The sequence below is a fragment of the Bacillus sp. HY001 genome (genome assembly GCF_007558965.1).
GTDB classification, from domain to species: Bacteria; Bacillota; Bacilli; order Bacillales; family Bacillaceae_G; genus Bacillus_A; species Bacillus_A mobilis.
This window is the reverse complement of the sequence record NZ_VLTE01000023.1, coordinates 40,191-56,309: the sequence shown is the minus strand read 5'-3', so window position 1 is coordinate 56,309 and position 16,119 is coordinate 40,191. Positions and strand designations below refer to the sequence as shown.

15 protein-coding genes and 1 pseudogene are annotated in these 16,119 nt (G+C 32.3%); 10 read left to right on the top strand and 6 right to left on the bottom strand.

Translation table 11 applies throughout. The features are described from left to right. Positions 1-36: 36 nt before the first annotated feature. The 4 genes from FOT98_RS12960 to FOT98_RS12945 all read left to right on the top strand — a co-directional run bounded on the left by FOT98_RS12960 (position 37) and on the right by FOT98_RS12945 (position 2,805). A complete protein-coding gene (locus FOT98_RS12960) occupies positions 37-1,338 on the top strand; it encodes a pyrimidine-nucleoside phosphorylase (RefSeq protein WP_001983022.1) in 1,302 nt (433 codons plus the stop codon). A gap of 33 nt (positions 1,339-1,371) precedes the next feature. Continuing rightward, the gene (locus tag FOT98_RS12955; protein ID WP_000358522.1) at positions 1,372-1,767 is read left to right on the top strand and encodes a cytidine deaminase; all 396 of its coding nucleotides are present in this window, start codon (positions 1,372-1,374) and stop codon (positions 1,765-1,767) included. A 145-nt stretch (positions 1,768-1,912) separates the two neighbouring features. Next, a complete protein-coding gene (locus tag FOT98_RS12950; RefSeq protein WP_063260196.1) occupies positions 1,913-2,308 on the top strand; it encodes a DUF2871 domain-containing protein in 396 nt (131 codons plus the stop codon). A 17-nt stretch (positions 2,309-2,325) separates the two neighbouring features. Then, the gene (locus tag FOT98_RS12945; protein ID WP_063260197.1) at positions 2,326-2,805 is read left to right on the top strand and encodes a CcdC family protein; all 480 of its coding nucleotides are present in this window, start codon (positions 2,326-2,328) and stop codon (positions 2,803-2,805) included. Between the two features lie 50 nt (positions 2,806-2,855). Here the strand turns inward: FOT98_RS12945 and FOT98_RS12940 are convergent, their stop codons facing one another. Then, entirely contained in the window at positions 2,856-3,086 is a 231-nt protein-coding gene (locus tag FOT98_RS12940; RefSeq protein WP_000789775.1) for a DUF896 domain-containing protein, read from the bottom strand. 243 nt (positions 3,087-3,329) lie between these two features. Between FOT98_RS12940 and FOT98_RS12935 the strand changes: the two genes are divergently transcribed. Then, the gene (locus FOT98_RS12935; protein WP_063260198.1) at positions 3,330-4,244 is read left to right on the top strand and encodes a hypothetical protein; all 915 of its coding nucleotides are present in this window, start codon (positions 3,330-3,332) and stop codon (positions 4,242-4,244) included. A gap of 71 nt (positions 4,245-4,315) precedes the next feature. Here the strand turns inward: FOT98_RS12935 and FOT98_RS12930 are convergent, their stop codons facing one another. Next, a complete protein-coding gene (locus FOT98_RS12930; protein WP_063260199.1) occupies positions 4,316-5,023 on the bottom strand; it encodes an alpha/beta fold hydrolase in 708 nt (235 codons plus the stop codon). Between the two features lie 142 nt (positions 5,024-5,165). Between FOT98_RS12930 and FOT98_RS12925 the strand changes: the two genes are divergently transcribed. Beyond that, entirely contained in the window at positions 5,166-6,038 is an 873-nt protein-coding gene (locus FOT98_RS12925) for a LysR family transcriptional regulator (protein ID WP_063260200.1), read from the top strand. 57 nt (positions 6,039-6,095) lie between these two features. Here the strand turns inward: FOT98_RS12925 and FOT98_RS12920 are convergent, their stop codons facing one another. Both FOT98_RS12920 and FOT98_RS12915 read right to left on the bottom strand, forming a co-directional pair. Next, complete coding sequence (locus FOT98_RS12920) at positions 6,096-6,812, bottom strand: urease accessory protein UreH domain-containing protein (RefSeq protein ID WP_220389059.1); 717 nt, start codon at positions 6,810-6,812, stop codon at positions 6,096-6,098. Positions 6,813-6,827: 15 nt separating this feature from the next. Next, on the bottom strand, positions 6,828-7,811 hold the full coding sequence (locus FOT98_RS12915; protein WP_063260201.1) for a F510_1955 family glycosylhydrolase: 984 nt from the start codon (positions 7,809-7,811) through the stop codon (positions 6,828-6,830). Positions 7,812-8,032: 221 nt separating this feature from the next. On the opposite strand from FOT98_RS12915, the gene FOT98_RS12910 reads away from it, so the two are divergent. Next, a complete protein-coding gene (locus tag FOT98_RS12910) occupies positions 8,033-9,322 on the top strand; it encodes an aminopeptidase P family protein (protein ID WP_063260202.1) in 1,290 nt (429 codons plus the stop codon). Between the two features lie 110 nt (positions 9,323-9,432). On the opposite strand, the gene FOT98_RS12905 is transcribed toward FOT98_RS12910, so the two are convergent. Together FOT98_RS12905 and FOT98_RS12900 are read right to left on the bottom strand one after the other, a co-directional pair. Further along, positions 9,433-9,978: a hypothetical protein gene (locus tag FOT98_RS12905; RefSeq protein WP_063260203.1), complete on the bottom strand. Its 546-nt coding sequence runs from the start codon at positions 9,976-9,978 to the stop codon at positions 9,433-9,435. Positions 9,979-10,295: 317 nt separating this feature from the next. Next, the gene (locus tag FOT98_RS12900; protein WP_063260204.1) at positions 10,296-10,865 is read right to left on the bottom strand and encodes a class I SAM-dependent methyltransferase; all 570 of its coding nucleotides are present in this window, start codon (positions 10,863-10,865) and stop codon (positions 10,296-10,298) included. Between the two features lie 292 nt (positions 10,866-11,157). Here FOT98_RS12900 and FOT98_RS12895 point away from each other — a divergent pair. From FOT98_RS12895 to FOT98_RS12885, 3 genes and pseudogenes are all read left to right on the top strand, one after another. Continuing rightward, positions 11,158-11,304: pseudogene (locus tag FOT98_RS12895) on the top strand (DNA topoisomerase); the annotation flags it as partial. A gap of 224 nt (positions 11,305-11,528) precedes the next feature. Continuing rightward, the gene (locus FOT98_RS12890; RefSeq protein ID WP_071742568.1) at positions 11,529-13,397 is read left to right on the top strand and encodes a hypothetical protein; all 1,869 of its coding nucleotides are present in this window, start codon (positions 11,529-11,531) and stop codon (positions 13,395-13,397) included. A 15-nt stretch (positions 13,398-13,412) separates the two neighbouring features. Beyond that, a complete protein-coding gene (locus FOT98_RS12885) occupies positions 13,413-16,118 on the top strand; it encodes a site-specific integrase (protein WP_071742566.1) in 2,706 nt (901 codons plus the stop codon). The last annotated feature ends 1 nt before the right edge of the window (position 16,119 follow it).

Genomic DNA, 16,119 nt, shown 5'->3' with positions numbered 1-16,119 from the left:
TAGATTTATATCATATAAAAAGGAATGGTGATTGTAATGAGAATGGTAGATATTATTGCAAAAAAACGTGACGGCAAAGAATTAACGACTGAAGAAATCAAATTCTTTATTAATGGATATACAGATGGAAGTATTCCTGATTATCAAGTGAGTGCGCTTGCAATGGCAATCTTCTTTAAAGATATGACAGATCGTGAACGTGCAGATTTAACGATGGCAATGGTGGAGTCTGGAGAAACAATCGATTTATCAGCAATTGAAGGAATTAAAGTAGACAAACATTCAACTGGCGGTGTTGGTGATACAACAACATTAGTATTAGGGCCATTAGTAGCTGCTTTAGATGTGCCAGTAGCAAAAATGTCTGGTCGTGGTTTAGGACATACAGGCGGAACAATTGATAAGTTAGAAGCGGTAGAAGGATTCCACGTTGAAATTACGAAAGAGCAGTTCATTGATATTGTAAACCGTGATAAAGTAGCTGTTATTGGACAAACAGGAAACTTAACACCAGCCGATAAAAAGATTTATGCATTACGCGATGTAACAGGAACAGTAAACTCAATTCCTTTAATCGCAAGTTCAATTATGAGTAAAAAAATTGCAGCTGGTGCTGACGCGATCGTACTTGATGTAAAAACAGGTGCTGGCGCATTTATGAAAACAGAAGAAGATGCAAAAGAATTAGCACATGCAATGGTACGTATCGGAAATAATGTAGGACGTCAAACTATGGCTGTTATTTCAGATATGTCACAACCTCTTGGATTTGCGATTGGTAATGCTCTAGAAGTGAAAGAAGCGATTGATACGTTAAAAGGTGAAGGTCCAGAAGATTTAACAGAATTAGTACTTGTATTAGGAAGTCAAATGGTCGTACTTGCGAAAAAAGCAAATACATTAGAAGAAGCTCGTGAAATGCTAATTGAAGTTATGAAAAACGGAAAAGCAACTGAGAAGTTTAAAGAGTTCTTAAGCAATCAAGGCGGAGATAGCTCAATTGTAGACAATCCAGAAAAAATGCCACAGGCGAAGTATGTAATTGATGTACCAGCTAAAACTTCAGGTGTTATTTCTAACATTGTTGCAGATGAGATTGGTATTGCAGCTATGTTACTAGGTGCTGGACGTGCAACAAAAGAAGATGAAATTGATTTAGCAGTAGGATTAATGTTACGTAAAAAAGTTGGCGATGCAGTAAAAGAAGGCGAGCCATTCGTAACGATCTATGCAAATCGTGAAAATGTAGAAGATGTAAAAGCAAAAATTTATGAGAACATTTCTATCGCTGAAACAGCAGTGGCTCCTAAATTAGTTCATACAGTGATTACTGACTAATCATAATTACACTTACTTTGAGGAGGAAATAATATGGATAAGAAAAAATATATTGAAGAAGCAAATAAGATGTTAGCAAAAGCATATATTCCGTATTCAAAATTTCCTGTTGGTGCAGCGTTAGTTACGAAAGAAGGTAAAATCTATACTGGTTGTAATATAGAAAATGCTTCTTACGGTTTATGTAACTGTGCAGAAAGAACAGCGATCTTTAAAGCAGTATCAGAAGGGGAGCGCGATTTTAGTTACTTAGTTATTACAGGCGAAACGGATGGACCGATTTCACCATGTGGTGCTTGTAGACAAGTGATAGCTGAATTCTGTGAACCGAAAATGCCAGTTTTACTAACGAATGTAAAAGGCGACGAAAAAGAAGTGACTGTTGAGCAATTACTTCCAGGCGCTTTCTCGATAGAAGATTTAAAATAAGTTGAAAAGCCATTCCGCAATTATTAATTGTGGGATGTTTTTTTATTTTCAACAATTGAATGTAATATTTTGTTCATATTCCGTTCATAAACTTTGCTTAAAATAATTGCAGCGAATATAGAAAGTTTACAACAGGAGGAATAGAATGAAGAGATTATATAATGCGGCATTCATTTACTTAATTATTGGTTTATTATCAGGAGTATTTGCAAGAGAGTATACGAAAGCACAAGGAATTAAAGGATCCACAATGTTGCAATTGGTGCATACACATGTATTAGTGCTCGGTTTCATATTCTGTTTAATTGCTTTAGCTTTATGTAAAGTGTTTCATGTACAAGAAACAAAGAGCTTTTGTGCATGGTTTGTTGTTTATAATGTAGGGTTAATTTTTACTATTGCTACAATGCTATGGAGAGGTCTTCTGCAAGTAAATGGAACTGACTTTAACGGTTTAAGCCATATGGCTGGATCAGGTCATGTTATTATAAGTATCGGACTCGTTTGGTTTATGATTTTGCTCAAAAAGTCTGTTAAATAGATAGGAGTGGGGAGAGTATGATAGCACTTTTATCAAGTATTTTAGCGGTTTGTATGGCTGTTGGTGTCATGTTTCTGCGCTTTAAAGCAGCGAAAAAACCGGTAACGAAAAAGAAAATTATATTACCGCCAATTTTTATGAGTACTGGTGCAATGATGTACTTCTTACCAGAGTTTCGATTAACATCGTTAGAAATAGTAGAGGCAATTAGTGTAGGACTTATTTTTTCTATATTTCTAATTAAAACAACTAAGCTCGAAATAAGGGCCGAACATATATTTATGAAACCGTCAAAAGCATTCATATTTATTTTAGTCGGATTATTGGCTGTACGAGTAGCGTTAAAATCATATTTAAGTCAATCAATTGATTTAGCACAGTTAAGCGGAATGTTTTTCTTACTCGCATTTGCGATGATTGTATCGTGGAGAATTGCGATGTATCGCTCGTATGTTAAATTAGAAAAGACAATAAAAAGAGCTGGAATTTCTAAATAGGAATTCCGGCTCTTTTTATGTTTTATACGATTGCTTTTTTATCGTTAATTTCATTTGCTTAATTTTAAACGTATTTGAGCATCTTGTAATGCGGCTGGTGTAACGTTAAGACCATGTTGATCAACAATTTTTGTGTTTAATAAAATGGAATCTAAGCTTCCACGAAATGTTTTTGTATAGTTTTGACGCAACATTTGTTGTTCTTGTTTTTCATCAACTGTTAATCCAGATGCTTTTTCTTTTTTTGATAATTCGTTAATACGGAATAAAATGTTTTTCATTTGATTCACCTCTAGTTAAATTAATTACATTAGTTACTTACTAATGTATAGTTATTGTAACTTATCTTTTAATAAGTGTCAATGCCTAGAAACATTCCTTGTTTTGTAAGTGTATGTGGGGATAAAGAATGAAAAAACTAAATACTTGAAATAGAAAAGATGCTAATATACAATACCTTAGTAGGGTATATAAACGTATTATTTTACATTATGGAAGTAATAAGCAAAAAGGAGTATGTATGAATGAATGCAGTAATTTCAAAGAAAGAAACTATCATCTCATATACGATTGCTATTTCATTTATTTTAGCAATGGTAACAGCAGGTGTGTTATTAAATGATCCAGAAGTCATTTTGCCGGAAATAGCAGCAATGGCAGTTGCTTTATGGGCGTATCGTGAGCCAGGGTGGTTAAGACAACCAGAAAAAATCTTTATTGCACCGTCAATAACAGCTGTAATTGGTTTTATGGTGAATCAAATGGATATAGCCTATTTAGGGAAAGTAAGTTTAACACTTGTATTGATGTTGCTGTTTTTACGTGTAATTCAATCTAATTTAGCACCATCTATTGCGACAGGTTTATTACCAATAGTAACAAATGCGACGGAATGGTCATTTGTTATCGCAGTATTCGCTTTTACATTTATTTTAATGGTAGGTGTTCTTATATTTAAATTGAACAACGGTATTGAGCGAAAAATGAATATACAGTATAAATATATGACTGTATTTCTAATACTAAATTTCGTTTGGATCAGTTTATGTTGGATAACTGGTTATGGACAATTAGCAGTTATTCCACCAATATTAGTTGTCGTGTATGAATCACTTCAAAAGCCGATGTACAATGAAAAAATGGCGATTAAGCAGATCGTAGTATTAACTATATCGGCAACTGTTGGAACATTAATGTACTTTGCAATTGATTCATGGATTGTAGTCACTTTATTCAATATGATAGTAATGCTTATTTTGTTAAAAATCGTTGGAGTACGTATTCCAGCAGCGTATGCATTTCCCTTATTACCGCTCGTATTTCCTGATGAAATGATAAAAATGTTACCAGTCGCTTCATTTGTTGCAGGGGTATTTTTATTTGGTACAGTACTGCTGTATAAAAAGTGGGAGATGAAGCAAAAGGGCATGCAAATGTAGTGAAGAAAATACAATCTCTAGTTTGCATAATAAATAGACACCTGCGGGTGTCTATTTTCATTAAATGAAATTTAGCGTAACTCATTTAAGCAATTAACAAGTTCTGTCGCTTTAGAAAAGAATGGTGAATGATCAGCTTCAAAAGTAATTATTTTCGTGCAAGGGGTCTCTGTATTCATTCGGCGCTGAAAATCAATTGGAATCGCTCTATCTAGAGTTGTTTCGATATAAATCCGATTTATAGTTCCAAAATTCTCTTCTGATATTTTTAGCTCTTGTTGGAACGGTCCTAGTGGTTGAGGACGCATTTGATTAAAAGATGCTTCTTTAATAGCGCCGTCTTCTGTAGCATTTAAAAATGTTTGTTCAATCAACTCTGGTATAAGTTCAGCAGTCAAGTCATTCTCATTTATAGAGAATTGTGGTCCGGTTTCTCCATTTAATTTACTACCAAGACTTTCTCCGTTTTGTGGTAAGAATGCACAAAGATATACTAATTTATCGATTTTATTGGGTATAAGTTCAGCAGTTTGAGTAATCACAATTCCACCCATACTATGTCCAACAAGAATAACTCTTTCATTTTGTTGATTTATAGTAGCTGTTACTGCATTAACATAGGAATCTAACGTTATATTTTGGGAGGGAGTCATATCTTTCCCGCTTCCAGGTAAGTCTAGTGTAATAACGGTGTGACCTAAAGCTTCTAGTTGAGGTTTTACTAATTCCCATGCCCATTCACCTTGCCATGCTCCATGTACTAAAACGTAAGTACTCATTTAATCAACACTCCTCTAATGTTTATATGTTTATTTTTTCGTAATATTGATGATGTATAATTAGTGTATATGAAGTGAGTTGATAAATATAATGAAGCTTATTTATAGATGATATAAATATTTTTTATATAAGGAGAACAAAATGAACGTTTTTGATTTTAAAGTTTTTAAATACGTGGCTCGTTTGAATAGCATTAGTTTAGCTGCTAAGGAATTACATATGACACAGCCGGCTATAACTCATATCATAAACAAATTAGAGAAACGATATGCTATCACTTTATTTGATCGCTCTAGACAAGGAACGGTTTTAACTGAAAATGGAAAAGAATTTTTAGTTTGTGTAGATAGACTTCTAATCGAGTATGAAAATCTTGAGGAAACAGCTTTAAAATTGAAAAATAAAAGCTTATATAAGATTGTATTAGCTACATACCCTTCAGTTACTGTATATTGTTTGGCTGAGTGTATCGAATTAGGTAATTTTGATCAAAGTCAGTATGTGCTTGCAGTTCGAGAGGGAAGCTACCAAGAAGTTTTAGATTGGTTGTCTTCTGGAAGTGCAGATTTTTCTATTTCTATAAAAGAAAATTTAATACAAGGATTTCATTATGATGTCATTGGTGAAGATCCGTATGTTATGGTTTCTTCAAAGTTTGTTCCACCTAATCTTACTATTAAAGAGTTGAAAAATTATCCTTTTATTATGCCGCTTTCTGGTTGTAAAGAAGTACTTGAACCATATTTGACGAAAAATGAAATAGTAGTTAATAAAGTGATGGAATCAGAGACCATTAGTTCAGCATTAGCACTTGCTTTACAGGTTAACGGTATAACAATTGTTCCAGTATCAGGACTACATAAGCAAATTATTAATGATTTCATTGTGCAACCGATAGAAATTAGAATTCCACGACAACTTATTATGCAGTGGTCACCTAGAAAAGAGAATGATCCGCTGTTTCTGGCGTTTGTTATGAATTTACTAAGCCAACTACAACAAAAGAAAAAATGAATAAATAAAATGATACAAAGGTAAGCTCATTTCACTGTAGCTTACCTTTTGTATGTATTACCAATATAGAGTAGTATCATAGAGCCCAACTAAAATGAGTAGTATTCCAGCTATAAGCTGAATGGTTTTTCCTATTTTTCGGCTCTTTTTAAGTAGTGCCCCATTTAATCCAAGGTAGGAGATGATGAACATTAATATAACGATAGGGAGAGCAGTTCCTATCGAAAAGAATGGTGGAAACAAGTAACCATAATTATATGAGAAAGATAAAGGAATTAGCGTTCCGAAAAATAGAACGAACATAGTCGGACAGAAAGCTAAGGAAAAGAAGAATCCAAGTAAAAATGAGCCAACCTCATTTTGTTTCCGTCTAAACTTGATTGAGAAGAAATTTCGTCCTTTAGTAATACCTGACAACATTAGCCCCATTAAAATTAATAAAGGTCCAATTATTTTTCGTAACCACGGGAAGTACAAAGTTAATATTTGCTGAGTCTCTTTTCCTAAAAACCATACGAATAGTCCAAGTGTTGTAAAAGCTATTATTTTTCCTAAAATGAATAACAATATATGTTTCCATGTATGTTCTTTTTGTAAAGAGTGATTGCCATAAAGTGTAATGGCACTAATGTTTCCTGTTAATTGGCAAGGAGCAAGAGTACCTACTACGCCTAATAAAAACGCAAATAAAAGAGGTACTGATTTCGTAGCATTCGCGACATCCATTAAAGGAGCCATGAGTTGATAGCTCCATTCACTAATTGTTGAAAACACGTTATATTCACCTTTCTAATTAAATTGGAATGTGCCCTCTTTCGTAATCTGCTTCCACGTTTTACCCTCATCTGTAGAAAGGAACACATTTGCTTTCATTGTAGCAAATACTATTTCAGCTGAATTTTGAGGGTTTTGTGATATGTACATAATTGTATCTTTAGGGTCTAAAGATGGTATTTGTATACTCTTCTCTGCATTTGTAGCAATTGATTTCTTCGTTATGATTTGTTTATTGATGGGGGCGTAAATAACATCTTCATTACTTAATGTAACTGCTGTCGATTCAAGTGATGTAGAGAATAGTTCAAATGTATTTCCGTAATCTGTAGATAAATAAACACCGTTTTTAGCACTTACCGCGACTACACTAGCTTGATCCGGATGTACGGAAAAGGAATGAATCGTACTTGAAAGACCTTTTAACTTACTATTTTTCCAATCTTGTCCGTTGTTCGTACTGAAATAAAAACCTTGTTGTAATTTAGAATTTGGACGCTCATTGTATAAATAAATTGCTTCCGTATTGTATCCGACAGCAAGGTTATGAAAATCAGATTCTCCATAGAATGCTAGCTTTTCAAGGGTATTACCGCCATCAGAACTTTTCATTAACCCTAAAGGATTTTTTAAATTTGCGCCTGGTGCAGGATGACCACTGGCAAAGAATCCGTTCTTCGTTGCCTGAAATCCCATATAATCATGTAGCTCAGTCTTAGTTTCAAGCCATTTTCCATTTTGGTAAACTTTTATCCCGCTATGAGTGGCGATAGAAACTCCAGGCATATTTCCTGCATAGCCAATTCCATGAATGTGCTCGATTTTTTCAGATGTAGTTTCTTTATAGAAGTTTTGCGGAATCGTAGTTGCTGTTTCTGTATTTTGGGGCTGAGATTGCACCGTTTTTTTCTTCACTGGTGCTGTTTCTGCGTTGCTAGAACATCCTGAAATTATGAATAAAGAAGTAATTACTAACCTTGTTGCTAGGTAACGTTTCAAAGTTGTAGCTCCTTTCCTATATGTGAGATTTTAAGTGTATGGAATAAATGTCAAGAAATTGTGGAGTAGTATGCATAATTTAGATTGGAAAGGGCTCTAGAAATGAAAATTTTCCTTTCTCTATGAGCACTATTAATTGACGAAAAATTATAACAATAATAGAATGAATTGTATTAGGTAATTATATTTATAAGTATACATAGAACGCTAGGGGGATTATTATGAAATCAACATTTTTTGCTCAAAATAGAGAACGATTAGTAAACACATTACCAGATGAATCTATTACTATTTTATTCGCTGGACAAGCACCTCATATGTCAGCGGATGCACATTATAAATTTGTGCCGAATCGAAATTTTTACTATGTAACAGGAATTGATGAACCGAATGTTATTTTCATGTTGAAGAAGTTTGGAAATAGTGTAGAAGAAACACTTTTCATTGAAAAGTCAGATCCAGTAATGGAAAAATGGGTCGGTAAAACAGTTTCTAACAAAGAAGCAGAGAAAATTTCAGGTATAAAGAAAGTTGTATATTTAGATAGCTTTGAAAAGACAATGTCAAATATACTTTTTACAGAAAATGTGAAGCATCTATATTTAGATTTAGAGCGTCGTGAGTGGAATGGTACGGAGACAAAAACGCTAGCATTTTCTAAACATGTAAGAGAACAGTATCCACACGTTTTAATTGGTAATGTATATCCGAATATTTGTGAATTACGAGTGTTTAAAACAGAAGAAGAAGTTGAAATCATTAAAGAAGCGATTGCTGTAACGAAAGAGGGCATTTACAACGTACTTAAGCATGCAAAAGCTGACATGATGGAGTATGAGTTAGAAGCTCAGTTTGATTTCACACTGAAATCATCTGGCATTAAGCATCATGCGTTCAATACAATTTTGGCAAGTGGAAAAAATGCTACAGTTCTTCATTATGAAGATAATGATGCACAAATTCAAAATGGTGATTTAGTACTGCTAGATTTAGGCGCTCAAAAAGACTACTATAATGCTGATATTAGTTATACTTTCCCGGCAAATGGAACATTCTCTAGTCGCCAAAAACAAATGTATAATATTGTATTAAAAGCATTGAAAGAAACAACGAAACTCATTAAGCCAGGAGTAAAGTTTGCTGCATTAAATGAGCATACAAAAAAGGTACTGGCAGAAGAGTGTAAAGCAATTGGTTTAATTCAAGAAGACGAAGAGTTATCGAAATACTATTATCACGGTGTCAGCCATTTCCTTGGTTTAGATACACATGATGTAGGAACATATAAAGAGAGAGTGTTAGAAGAAGGTATGGTTATAACAATTGAACCTGGTCTTTATATTGAAGAAGAAGCAATTGGCATTCGTATTGAAGATGATATTCTTGTAACGAAAGACGGACATGAAAACTTGTCAAAAGATATCATTAGAGAAGTTGAAGAGATTGAAGCGTTTATGAGAGAAAATAATGTGAATGTAAAAGTAAAAGAAGATGAAGCAGTTACGAAATAATGATCGGGAAAGACGCTCAAGTTTGAGCGTCTTTTTATTTTGTTCATTTTAAACCGCGATATTTTCTCGGAAATCATCTGCTAATTATAAAGTTGATTATATTCCAAGTGTTAATGTATATGTTGATCATGCCCGGGTGAAGGTGGGAGAGTATGATCTGGGAATGTTACGAATACGGCAACGATAATTACTACGCTAATTGAAAGTAATAACAAAAAACGCCGTTGGATAAAAGTAGAAAAGTTCTCTGATAACAATTGAATCACACAGGACATAGTAATCGTTATAGTAAGTAAGAGACTAATGAACAGTATACTATGAGCCTGTTGAGCGTTTAACATTTCTGTAATCATTGCGCCCATCATACTTGCCATTAAGCCAGAGAACATTCCTTCTAAAGCTGTGAATAGGTGAAAACGTAGACCGACTAAAAAACCGATACAACCACTAATCAAAATCGCAAGCAAAGTAGAATATAGTAATTCACCTTTAAAAAGAATACCTAAATAAAAACCGATACTTAAACCCGTACTCATACTAAAAGACATAATAAATACCATATACTCCATTAGGGTACCCTTACGTTTAGAAATGTATGATGTAATAAGAATCGAGATACAACAAAGTGTTAAGGCGGCTAATGTGTAAGCGAACATTATGATACCTCCCTGTCCTATCATTCATTTCATCATATGTTCATATGGAGAGTACTTATGCTTATTTATATCTGCATATTATCTGCACAATTTATTAGAGGTGAGTTCGATATAATGTTCAAATAGTGATGTGTTCTTTTAGTAGGTGAGTATCTGTAAAAAAGTATTACGATCATATTAGTTACAGAGGGAAAAAGTATTATTACTTTGAGAGAAATATATATAGTAAAAATGAATGGAAAGGATGGTCCACTTTTGAACATCTTTTTTGTGAATAAATAGGAGTTAGGATAGTAAGCAAGATAATGAAACAGAGCTTAATAATTTGTTTTTCGAATGATAACAAGGTGGTCGTAAGTTAAAACAATGTTGTATTCAGAGTTATTGCAAAGTTCATTTACAGCTTTGATAACTCCTGGAAACTGCTCGGTATAATCGTGAAATAGAATGAGCCCACCATTTACAACACGTGATACATAATGAGTGATGTCGTGTTTCACACTAGAATATTCATGATCACCATCAATAAATAATGCGGCGATAGATTTAGGACAATCATTGTAAGCTTGTGTACTAAACTTTCTTATTGGAATAACGAAATCTTGTAGTCCGTGGTAATTTATGTTGAACTGAAATGAAGGGTAATAACAATCAAGGAATGGATCAATAGCGTAGATTGGACGTTTTTTATTACTCAATAGAGAACTTCCCAGAGCTAAGGCAATTGTACTTTTTCCTTTATAGGAACCGATTTCAACTATATCTCCCTCTAAGTGATCTAGCGTTGAAGATAAGTGTAATAGAGCAAATTGCTCATGCGGCGATAACCAGCCTTCGGTATGCTCTATAATTGCTAATAAGTCGTGTATACTTACTAGACTTTTCATATTATCATCATCCTTTTCAAGTTTATAATAGCTTATGTCAGTAGAAAAAAAGTGATATGGTTGTAGAGTTTAACTTTTGTACAATTGAATTCACATTTATATTGTTTTAATTATAGGAGAAATAATATGTGAGTATCTCTATTGTGAACACATAAAGAATAAGCGTATAATATTATAGTTATCCCATTACCCGGGGTAACCCGCGAATGATAAATAAGATTGTTGTTTTATTATCGCCTCTAAACAGATAGACAATGAAAGTAACACTGGAATACGAATAGGGAGTTATAAAATGAAATTAATTATTGCCGAGAAACCAGATCAAGGTTTGGCTCTTGTTTCACAGTTTAAATATCGCCGGAAAGATGGATATTTAGAAGTAGAAGCGAATGAGTTATTTCCAAATGGAGCGTACTGTACATGGGCAATTGGTCATTTGATTAATACACTATTTTAAAAATAACAATAAAACTTAGACACTTATTATTAAGTTAGGATCTATCAGAATAGATAAAATGATAGGCCTTTATTTATTTGAAAATTAAATTTATTTTGATTATTGTTTTTTTATATGTTATGAATAGTAATGTGAATGAATTCTACGCTAACTTAATCTGGTGGAAGTTGGATATTAATAATGGAGGATAAGAGAAGAGGTATGACATGAAAGAGATTAATTACTTAAGAAAGAGTGCTAGGAAGGTTAATGGTATGTATTATGTAGAAAGCGGCCATGGGATAAATAAAACATTTCAAGAAGATGAAAATGGGGTGTGGATTATTTTTCATCCTAATCATTATATAGTTAAACCAGCACTAGATTATTTGAGGTATAGATTGAAGGGTGGGATAAGTAAGACACAATTAAAAAAAGAGACAGATGCTATATGTCACTATTACAATTATTGTAGATTATGCGGTGTAGATATAGAAAAGGAGTTAACTAATACAGCACTTAATGGATTTATAAAATATTTAAGTGTAATTCCCAAAAGGATGTTTAAGCGGGTACGTATTCATCCTTCTGAGATTGAATTTCTACCTATTCATCCTTATATTACTGATGATGAGAAAATAATAAAACAAATTTACAATGAGTGGTACAATGAATGGTTGTATTCAGAAGAAAAAGGAAATGTAAGTGCCTTATACAACCCACGTATTACAAAGTTTAAAGAAGACAAACAATTATGGAGTTTTAATATTAAATATATTGAAGCAACTGTAAAGTATGTACTAGAATATTTAAATTGGCTAAGTGCTACACAGGAATGGTGGCATAGATATAAAATAATTAACCCTGAGGTCACCCGAAGATCAATTGAGTATAATCCTCGAAGTAGAAAAGAATATGTAACTTGGGATGTTAATCATAGAATAAAAAAGATAGCCGATGTAGAAGATTCTATGGTAAATCAGAGAAGAAAGAGAGTTTTTTATGAAACAGAATTAAAAAGATTTTTTGAATCCTATATGTTACAAAGTCATTCACAAAGAAAATTATTTTTTATTTTCTTATTGTTATCTGGTGCTCGTGTATCAGAATGTCTTAATTTACTAATTAAAAATGTAAAAGTTTCAATTCCCCGAAAAAATAAGTATCAACCATTCTCTGAAGAAACTATAGTTCATTGGGAAGATATGTTTGATGAACCGCAGAATGATGAAGACATTGATATACTCCTTAATAAATATCTTAATTTCACACTACGTTTTGCTAAAAGATCACTTTATGAATCTGCTAGGAGAAAAAATAAGACGAAGACACCAAGGATTACAGTATTAAAGGATTATTTTTCTCTTCCAGATTTATTAGATATTAAGTGTAAGAGCATCTTTATTACACAGGAAGATATAGAGAAAACATTTGAAAAAGAGCTAATTTTAGAAAGTAGAGAAAAAGCCCCAGCAGAATTTATAAAAGATATAATGGTTTACCACTATGAACAGAAGCGTAAGGGAATCTCAATATTTGATCCAGAGTATTCGTCAATCTATAGTTATAGAATTCAGAAAATTAGAAAATTAATTGATCGATCTTGGTTAGGAAATTTAATAAGACAATATTTAATAGAGAGACATTTGTTATTTGAAAAACACATTAATAATCAAATAAATAGAGATTATTTTTTTATAAATTTAAAAAATAATAAATGTAATCCTATTGAACCACAAACTGTAGAAATTCATTGGTTTGATAAGATTTGTAGTTCTATTGAGCCTAAAATAGTAAGGGATTTATATATACCCAATCGAGTTTTGCAACATGCCAAAAAGAAAGGATTGAGTGTACATTCCTTTCGGCATACCTATATTTCAGCTCGGATAACATTAGAAACAAAAAGTTGTATATATAATGATGCATTAATGAAACGAGAAATTGGACATGTTCCTACATCCACTGTAGCAGCAACGACATATTTTTTCTCAAATGGTGAAGTAATTAAGGAAGCTCAAACTAAGCTTTTTAATTATATGCGAGAGAATATTAATGAAGTAATTTTTTATGAACAAAGTAAGAAAGATGAATAGGAAAGAGGTGAAAATATGTTATTTAAGGACATTAAAGATAAGTTGATAAAAGATAAAAAGGAAATATTGGATATGGCTACGGAAATGGGAGTCAATAAAGAAACTTTTTATAGAATACTGAGAATCCATACACCTATGATATATCAAGGGCAAAATGGCTGGATAGCTAATGGGGAAATGGAAGGTGATACTAATATAACTGTACTGTACTGGTTAGGAAAAAAGATATTGAAGCCAATTAGAAAGATACAGTGGGGAGTTTCAAATAATTTGATTTCCAGAGCAGAGGTTATTGAAATAATAAATCAGATAGAAAAATATAAGGGGGCAGATTATATAAAATTAAATGCTACTCATAAATACCGTATAGCTGTATATATAACAGAATGTTTAGATCATGTTTTAGATTCGTTACTAGTAACAAAGAAAATGGTGGAAGCTAGTATTAAGGGGAAGGATGATTTTAAACCGCACATGACAATGTGTATTAATACTATCGGATTTTGTATAGCTTTAAAACATAATATCAAAATTCAAATGAATACTTCTATTGGTACTTTTAAAAAATTTTATTATAATTCTATCACTACAACTACTAATAAAACGAAAAGTTTAAAAACATTAGATAGCTTAAATATCAATTGCTATGTAAAAGTTATACTATCTTACACTAAAAATACAGATTCAATTGAAAAAGAACTAATATCTTTAATTAATGAGAAAAAGAAATTTACGTTATTAAAACGTACGAATAATTTATATTATTTTGTCATTGTTCTCCTTCTAAATGCTGGAGGTGAAATTAGAAATGATTGGGAGAAAATAGAGTTTAAAGATCTTGATATAAGGAAGTTGTTGGGCATTAAACACTCTGAACTATCAAAAAATAATGACGTAGTAGCTTTGAATTATATATATTATCAAAAGTTGGGGATTGAAGGGGGATTACAAGGAATTAATTCTTATGATCAAGAAATTTTGCTATTAGAGGATGAAATAGTATATGTATTTAAATCGTATAAAAACTATTTGATTATGAACCGAAGAGGAATAAATGCATACCAAAAAGCTCAAGAATTATTGAAACATAAGCCTAAAGATCTTAAAAAAATTGAATACTTAACAGTTGGAAATTTAAAAAGATGGATTGATTGTTATCTAGAATATGCAACCGTTAAGGGGCTAAAAAAACAAACAGCATGGAGAAGAGTAAACTATTTTTGTACGATTTTGCAAGAATTAAAAACAACATTTGAAACGGGGGCTTTTTTACAATTGATTGTAAACTTCCCTTTTCAAAATCATGAAATTAGATCAGAGAACAAGACTTATCGTTGGAATAATAATCTAAATAGATCAGTGAATACTGCCGATCAAACATTGAATGTGATGGAATATAGTATTAAAAAGCAAGGAGATATGAATGAAGAAATAAGAAAGGGTACATTGAAACATGATATTGCTGAAGTAGATCAATTAGTAAGAGCTATTTATAACTATAACATTCAAGAAGAACCAGGAACTATCAAGTATTTTAATGAATTACAAATGACAACTATGCTAAGGGTTATTGCAGATAGCGGTGTTCGGGTTAGTGAGGTTATCAATGCCCCGTATGGTGCATTATCATACTTAAAAGAAGAGGATGTTCACATTTGTGTGCTGGGCTGGTCAAAGTTATTTGAAAGGTTTGGTGTCGTACCCATTGGAAAAGAAACGGCTAAAATGATAGAGAAATGTATGGAAATACGAAGAGAATATCAATATAGTCTAATAGCACTGCCGATTTTAGATAGGACAAAAGGAAAGATAAAGTCACAAGCTGAGTATGTTTTACAGTTTGTACATATACATCCAAGGCATAAGAAAGTAACGTATATTAGCGAACAAACCCTAACGAGACATCTAGATAAAATTTGTAAACAAGCTAATGTATCTCGACAACCTGGAGAGAGATTTCATGCTTTACGACATAGAAGTGCAGAGTATTTTTTCTTTTGTATGAGCTATTATGATTTTGAATATAGAGACGACTATGAATATAAAGAAATGGTAGTTAAGAGATTACTGAGGCATAGAAGTAATTTAATGACAAAGGAATATAATTGGTCTGCACTACTAGATTTATTAACAGAAGGTAAATTAATTTTTATGAAAAGTTTACCTGATGTTATGCGATATTCGAATGTAGATGCGAAAATGCATACACATTCGATAAAAGAAAAAATAAAAAGAGATTTGGAAGTGGACTTGACTAATCCAAATATTGATAAAGTGATTAAAGTGCTTACTTTACCTTATGGTATTATAGGTGATGATATCTTAGAGAAATTATCTAGTAATAAATCATTTAAAAACATCTTAGATTATTTACCACATGTAGATGGAAATAAAGGACTTGTTCCAGAGGGAGCAGCATATTTTGGTATGTGTATTAACTTTAGTTGCCCTAAATTGAAAGAAAATATTACGTGTGTAAGTTGTGCGGATCATATTTTACAAGACAAAGATGTTCCTATGATGATTGATGAAATTCTCAGATGTAATGAAACAATTCAAGGGATTTATAAACTACATTCTGGGGATATTCGAGCAATAGACCACTTAAAATCTTTACGCAGTAGAATTACTTCTTTATCAGAACGATTAACAAAAGAACTTAATTACACGCCAACTCAAATATTGGAAATGCTTGCAAAGAAAAGAAAAGGGGAGGTGTGAA

Excerpts from the sequence above, each read along its gene's own strand:
- FOT98_RS12930 (WP_063260199.1), bottom strand. The coding sequence starts at position 5,023 with ATGAGTACTTACGTTTTAGTACATGGAGCATGGCAAGGTGAATGGGCA.
- FOT98_RS12950 (WP_063260196.1), top strand. The coding sequence starts at position 1,913 with ATGAAGAGATTATATAATGCGGCATTCATTTACTTAATTATTGGTTTA.
- FOT98_RS12935 (WP_063260198.1), top strand. The coding sequence starts at position 3,330 with ATGAATGCAGTAATTTCAAAGAAAGAAACTATCATCTCATATACGATT.
- FOT98_RS12905 (WP_063260203.1), bottom strand. The coding sequence starts at position 9,978 with ATGTTCGCTTACACATTAGCCGCCTTAACACTTTGTTGTATCTCGATT.
- FOT98_RS12925 (WP_063260200.1), top strand. The coding sequence starts at position 5,166 with ATGAACGTTTTTGATTTTAAAGTTTTTAAATACGTGGCTCGTTTGAAT.
- FOT98_RS12940 (WP_000789775.1), bottom strand. The coding sequence starts at position 3,086 with ATGAAAAACATTTTATTCCGTATTAACGAATTATCAAAAAAAGAAAAA.
- FOT98_RS12960 (WP_001983022.1), top strand. The coding sequence starts at position 37 with ATGAGAATGGTAGATATTATTGCAAAAAAACGTGACGGCAAAGAATTA.
- FOT98_RS12910 (WP_063260202.1), top strand. The coding sequence starts at position 8,033 with ATGAAATCAACATTTTTTGCTCAAAATAGAGAACGATTAGTAAACACA.
- FOT98_RS12885 (WP_071742566.1), top strand. The coding sequence starts at position 13,413 with ATGTTATTTAAGGACATTAAAGATAAGTTGATAAAAGATAAAAAGGAA.
- FOT98_RS12955 (WP_000358522.1), top strand. The coding sequence starts at position 1,372 with ATGGATAAGAAAAAATATATTGAAGAAGCAAATAAGATGTTAGCAAAA.
- FOT98_RS12890 (WP_071742568.1), top strand. The coding sequence starts at position 11,529 with ATGAAAGAGATTAATTACTTAAGAAAGAGTGCTAGGAAGGTTAATGGT.
- FOT98_RS12900 (WP_063260204.1), bottom strand. The coding sequence starts at position 10,865 with ATGAAAAGTCTAGTAAGTATACACGACTTATTAGCAATTATAGAGCAT.
- FOT98_RS12945 (WP_063260197.1), top strand. The coding sequence starts at position 2,326 with ATGATAGCACTTTTATCAAGTATTTTAGCGGTTTGTATGGCTGTTGGT.